1 protein-coding gene is annotated in these 1,003 nt (G+C 56.8%); it reads left to right on the top strand.

Going from position 1 to position 1,003, the window contains the following annotated elements; translation table 11 throughout:
• The coding region (locus tag ACO6V1_RS24205) for a DUF1601 domain-containing protein (protein ID WP_422469187.1) at positions 1 to 1,003 on the top strand (1,003 nt) is incomplete at both ends.

The following is a 1,003-nucleotide window of genomic DNA, read 5'->3' on the forward strand; positions in this document are numbered from 1 at the left end:
CTGGTGGACAACGGGCAGGCGCAGACACCAGAACTCAAAGAGGCCATGGCCGAGCTGCTAACCCTCGTAAACGCACAGAAAGACCAATTTATTCCGCAGCATATCGCCAACCTGCTGTGGGCCATGGCGAAACTGGTGGACAAAGGCCAGGAGCAGACACCAGAGTTCAAAAAGACCTTCGCCTCGCTGTTGCCCCTGGTGAACGCACAGAAAAACCAATTTACTGCCCAGGGGATTGTCAACCTGCTGTGGGCCATGGCGAAACTGGTGGACAACGGGCAGGAACGGACGCCAGAGCTCAACGAGGCCGTTGCCTCGCTGTTGCCCCACGTGAACACACAGAAAGACCAATTTATTCCTCAGCATATCGCCAACCTGCTGTGGGCCATGGCGAAACTGGTGGACAACGGGCTGGAGCGGACACCAGTGCTCAACGAGGCCGTAGCTGCCCTGTTGCCCCTCATGAACGCAAAGAAAAACCAACTTAATGCCCAGGGCATTGTCAACCTGCTGTGGGCCATGGCGAAACTGGTGGACAACGGGCTGCCGACACCAGAGCTCAAAAGGGCCTTGGCCGCGCTGTTGCCCCACGTGAACGCACAGAAAGACCAATTTATTCCTCAGCATATCGCCAACCTGCTATGGACCATGGCGAAACTGGTGGAAAATACGCAGCAGCAGACACCAGGGCTCAACGAGGCAGTGGCCGCCCTGTTGCCTCTCGTGAACGCGCAGAAAGACCAATTTATTCCTCAGCATATCGCCAACCTGCTGTGGGCCATGGCGAAATTGGTGGACAACGGGCAGGAGCTGACACCCGGGCTCAACGAGGCCATGACCGTGCTGTTGCCCCACGTGAACGTACAGAAAGACCAATTTACTCCTCAGGGAATTGCCAACCTGCTGTGGGCCATGGCGAAACTGGTGGACAACGGTCAGGATCGGACACCAGAGATCAACGAGGCCGTGGCTGAGCTGCTGCCCTACGTGAACACACAGAAGT

The sequence above is a fragment of the Endozoicomonas sp. ALC013 genome (genome assembly GCF_049310205.1).
In the GTDB taxonomy this organism is placed as follows: domain Bacteria; phylum Pseudomonadota; class Gammaproteobacteria; order Pseudomonadales; family Endozoicomonadaceae; genus Endozoicomonas.